The organism is Streptomyces sp. NPDC057654 (genome assembly GCF_042800135.1).
Lineage (GTDB): Bacteria > Actinomycetota > Actinomycetes > Streptomycetales > Streptomycetaceae > Streptomyces.
In genome coordinates this window covers 1-4,966 of sequence record NZ_JBHVHQ010000645.1, presented here as the reverse complement: position 1 = coordinate 4,966, position 4,966 = coordinate 1, and the positions used below count along the sequence as shown (strand labels likewise).

Annotated in this window: 3 protein-coding genes; all 3 read left to right on the top strand. The window is 69.7% G+C overall.

Annotation, left to right across the window (positions count from 1 at the left end):
* Nucleotides 1-266 precede the first annotated feature (266 nt).
* A complete protein-coding gene (locus tag ACFU99_RS32700; protein WP_384398935.1) occupies nucleotides 267-2,018 on the top strand; it encodes a hypothetical protein in 1,752 nt (583 codons plus the stop codon).
* A gap of 79 nt (nucleotides 2,019-2,097) precedes the next feature.
* Complete coding sequence (locus ACFU99_RS32695) at nucleotides 2,098-3,636, top strand: alpha-L-fucosidase (RefSeq protein WP_384398933.1); 1,539 nt, start codon at nucleotides 2,098-2,100, stop codon at nucleotides 3,634-3,636.
* The gene (locus ACFU99_RS32690) at nucleotides 3,633-4,946 is read left to right on the top strand and encodes an SGNH/GDSL hydrolase family protein (protein WP_384398931.1); all 1,314 of its coding nucleotides are present in this window, start codon (nucleotides 3,633-3,635) and stop codon (nucleotides 4,944-4,946) included. The genes ACFU99_RS32695 and ACFU99_RS32690 overlap by 4 nt, the downstream gene beginning before the upstream one ends.
* Nucleotides 4,947-4,966 lie beyond the last annotated feature (20 nt).

Here is a 4,966-nt window from a genome sequence, read left to right as displayed (position 1 = left end):
GGCCCCCGATCGTCTTCAGTTCCAGCGATCGGGGGCCCGTTCGTGCGCCGGGACGCGGGTCCTCCCCTGCTATCCCATTTTTCGATGGTCGTGTATGTGAACCCGCTGCTGCGGGGCCTCTTGCCGCTTTGATCCGATGTTTGTGGTGTCAGAAGGCTTCCGGTACCAGCGAGTCGGCTGCACTATGCGAGGTGGGTTCAAGTAGGGGAACCAGTCGCACATACATGACTGGGGACATGGCTGGGGACATGACTGGAGGCCGACGCATGGACGAAGCCGCTGCACGACGTACGGTGCTGACCGCCGCGGCGGGGGCGGGGGCGCTGCTCGCGCTGGGGGGCTCCCCCGCCTCGGCGGAGGGGCGGCGGGGGCGGCGGCTGCCGTTTCTGTTCGACATGGTGCAGGCCAACCCCGGCGAACCGCTGATGGCCTCGCGCTACAACGACCCCGCGACCCTGGCCTCGTACGACTACAACGGGCAGGTCATCAACGAGTTCCGGCCGCCGCACACCGCCATCGCCTTCGAGACCGTCGATGAGCGGATCTTCCCCGCCGGGTCGGCCGGGCGGGCCTGGGTGGAGGACAACGCGCGGCGCGTGCGGGAGCACATCAACCGGGCGCACGCCGCCGGCATCGGCTCGTACTTCTTCACCGACATCATCGTGCTGCCGAAGCGGCTGGTGGAGCTGTACGGCGATGACGTACTGGACGACAAGGGCCGTATCAGCCTGCACCGGCCGAAGACCGTCGAGATCCACCGGCTGATGCTCCGCGAGGTCTTCGCCCGCTTCCCCGGCATCGACGGGCTGGTGGTCCGCACCGGCGAGACGTACCTCCAGAACGTCCCCTTCCACACCGGCAACAACCCCATCACCGAGGGGCAGTCCAGCCACGAGCTGCTGATCAACCTGCTCCGCGAGGAGGTGTGCGTACGGGCCGGGAAGCGGCTCTTCTACCGGACCTGGGCGACCGGCAACGACAAGTTCCGGGAAGATCCGACCTATTACCGTGCCGTCACCGACCGCATCGAGCCCCACGAGCGGCTGCTGTTCTCCATCAAGCACACGGCGAGCGACTTCTGGCGGACCATCCCCTTCAACCGGACCCTGGGCGTCGGACGGCACCGGCAGATCGTCGAGGTGGAGTGCGCGCGCGAGTACGAGGCCAAGGGGGCCTGCCCGGACTATGTGGGCGACGGCGTCATCAACGGCTTCGAGGAGTACGCCGCCGGGGCCGGGCCCCGCGGGCTCGCCGACCTCGCCGCGAATCCGCTGCTGGCGGGGGTGTGGACCTGGTCCCGCGGCGGCGGGTGGCGCGGCCCGTACATCTCGAACGAGCTGTGGTGCGACCTCAACATGTGGGTGGTGGCCCACTGGGCCCGGGACACCGGGCAGGGCGAGGCCGGGGCGTTCGCCGCGTACGCACGGCGGATCGGGCTGCGGGGCGACGCGGTCCACCGCTTTCGGCGGCTGGCGCTGCTCTCGGCCGCCGGGACGTTGCGCGGTCACTACAGCGCGCGTACTCCGGTGCCGAATATGACGTGGACCCGCGATCAGTATCTCGGCGGTTCCGACAAGGATCTCGCCGGGCATTACAAGGCGCTTGTCGGGGGCGGGCTGGTGGAGCCGGCGCTCGCGGAGAAGGCTCATGCGGCGCGTATATGGCGGGAGATCGTGGAGCTTGCCGACGGGTTGCCGGTGCGGGATCGGGCAGATCGGGAGTTCGTGCGGGTTTCCGCTCGGTACGGGTTTTATCTGTACTCGGTTATTCACCATGGGTGGGAGGTGATGCTGCGGGGGTTCGCCAGGGAGCGGAATTGGGGGATGGCCGGGCATGTGCGGGCCTACGACGAGGCTTGGCGGGGATGGCGGCGGCTGACTGATCGGCATCGTTCTTGCGCCTCGCTTTATCAGCCGCTCGGGTTCGGCAAGAAGGATGCCGACGGGGTTTATGGGGCGGATCCGGAGCACGGGATGGGGCCGTCCGTGGAGCGGTATCGGAGGGCGCTGGCGCGTTGACGCCGGCTTCGCCTGGACCCCGGTCCTCAAGCGCCGGACGGGCTGGATGGGCTGGATGGGCTGGAGCGGTGCTGGACGAGTGGGCCCGAGCGGTATCGACAATGAGAGAGGTACGTCTGTGTACAGACATGGGATTCCTCGGAGAGGGCTGCTGGCCTCGGCTGTCGGGGCTGGGGCTGCCGTCGCGTTGGGCGGGAGGGGATCGGCACTCGCCGCAGAGCGGTCGCGTCATCGGCAGCGCTACGAGCCGACGCCCGAGTCGCTGGCCCGGCATCCGGTCGCACGGTGGTTTCGGCAGGGAAAGTTCGGGATCTTCATTCATTGGGGGGCTTACGCCGTTCCGCATTGGGGCGACGACGCGTGGAGTTCCGAGTGGTACCTCTATGCCATGAACGCCTACGCCAAAGGAGGCGTGTACGAGCATCATCGGGCCGCCTACGGGCAGGATTACCCCTACGACGCCTTCCTTTCCCGCTTTCGCGCCGAGCGGTTCGACGCCCATTCCTGGGTTCGGCTCTTCGAGCGAGCCGGGGCGCGGTATTTCGTGCTGACCTCCAAGCACCACGACGGTTTCCAGCTCTTCCCCAATTCCGCCTCGAACCGCAACTCCGCACTCATCGGGCCGCGCCGCGATCTCGTCGGGGAGCTGTTCCGGGCCGCTCGGGGTACGGGGCTGAAGCGGGGGCTGTACTACTCGCTCGGCGAGTTCTACAACCCGGCGCTGGGCACCGCGCCGGTCAATCCGTACACGCGCGAGCCGGTTCCGTACACCGGGTACAAGCCGGTGACCGATTACGTCGAGGAGTACGAGCACGTCCATCTGCGGACGCTCATCCACCGCTACGACCCCGACATTCTCTGGGGCGACGGGCACGGGAGCCATGACTTCGCGGGCGGCGCGGGGCATATCTTCCGGCCGGAGCGGTGGGACTGGCGCAGCGACGAGATCCTCGCGCGGTACTACAACCACGCCGAGGACCGGGCCCGCCCGAAGGAGGTGATGGTCAACGACCGGTTCATCGCCTCGCACGCCGACTACCCGGCCATCGAGGGCGACAAGCCGTCGTACGCGCTGCGCGACGCGCCTTGGGAGGCATGTCTGACCATGAGCCGGTCGTGGGGGTACATGGACCCGACCTACCGGATCAAGTCCAAGGAGAAACTCGTCCAGTTGCTCGTGGACATCGTCTCCAAGAACGGCAATCTGCTGCTCAACATCGGCCCGCGGGCCGACGGCACCATCCCCGACTGGCAGCGCGAGCGGCTGCTCGCCATCGGCGAGTGGCTCGACGTCAACGGGCAGGCCGTCTACGAGTCCCGGCCCTGGCGGCGCGCGGAAGACGGGCCGCTGCGCTACACCCTCGGCGACGACGGCCACTTCAACATCATCACGCTGACCCGGCCCGGCCCGCGGCTCACCGCCCCCGCCGACCTGCCCGTACGCGACGGCGACCGCATCCGGCTGCTCGGTCACCCTTCCCACCGGCTCCGCTGGTCGCGCACCACAACCGGCATCGAGATCGAACTGCCGGCCTCCGGGACAACGCGTGGGCCGCTGGCGGATCAGGGTGAGGCGTACCCCATGGTCCTCTCCGTCGCCAACGGGGGGCGCTCATGACCGCCTCCGGCCGCCGCCAACGCGCCTTCCCCGTACGCGCGTTGGCCGCCCTTGTCACTCTGCTCCTCGCCGCTGCCCTCGCACACGCCCTGCCCGCCGGCGCCGCCGAGAACACCGCCGCTCACCCCGCCCGTTCCCAGCACTGGGTCGGCGGCTGGGGCACCGCCATGACGCCCCCCGGCATCTCCGGCTACTCCGCGACCGGCTTCGCCGACCGTACGCTCCGCATGGTGGAGCGGCTCTCCGCCGGCGGGAGCTCGGTGCGGCTGCGGCTGACGAACGCGTACGGGACCTCGCCGCTCGACCTCGGCGCGGTGACCGTCGCCCGGCGGGCGAAGGACGCGACGAAGGGCGCGGCCGTCGAGCCCGGCAGCAGCCGCGAGGTCCGCTTCGGCGGGCAGCGCTCCACGACGGTCCCGGCCGGGGCCGAGGCCGTCAGCGACCCGGTTCCCCTGTCCACGAAGGCCGATACGGACCTGGTCGTCAGCGTCTATCTGCCGACCGCCACGGGCCCGACGACCTGGCATCCCTGGGCCAAGCAGACCAATTACCTCACCAAGTCCGGGGACCACACCGGGGACGTCTCCGGTTCGGCGTTCGGGGAGAAGACGACGTCGTGGTTCTTCCTGGACGGCGTGGACGTCCTCGCGCACCGCGCCAAGGGCACCGTGGTGGCGTTCGGCGACTCCATCACCGAGGGCGGCGTGACCGCCGATGACAGCAACCGGCGCTGGACCGACGAGCTGGGCCGCCGGCTCGCCGCGCGCCCCGGCGGACAGCGACTGTCGGTCGTCAACAAGGGAATCGGTGGCAACCGGGTGCTCACCGACGCCGGAACGCAGGGGCAGGGCAACCGCAACCTCGGAAACAGTGCCGAGTCCCGGTTCGCCCGTGACGCGCTCGGGCAGACGCGCGTCAGCGACATCATCGTCCTCGAAGGCACCAACGACCTCGGCAGCAACGCCGGGGTGCATCCCGGCACGCCGCTCACCGCGGACCAGCTGATCGCCGGGCTGGGCCGGCTGGCGCAGCGCGCGCACGCCGCCGGCCTGCGCGTCCACGGCGGGACGATCACCCCCAACGGCAAGCTCAACGCACGCGCCGAGGGGATGCGCGAGGACGTCAACCGCTGGATCCGCACCAGTGGCGCGTTCGACACCGTCGTCGACTTCGACGCGGCGCTACGGGACCCCGCCGACCCGCACCGCATGCTCCCCGCGTACGACGGCGGCGACACCGTGCACCCCAATGACGCGGGGCTGCGGGTGATGGCGCGCACCGTGAACCTGTCGGTGCTCGGCCGCGGTTGAGGACCGTCACCGTGCTACGG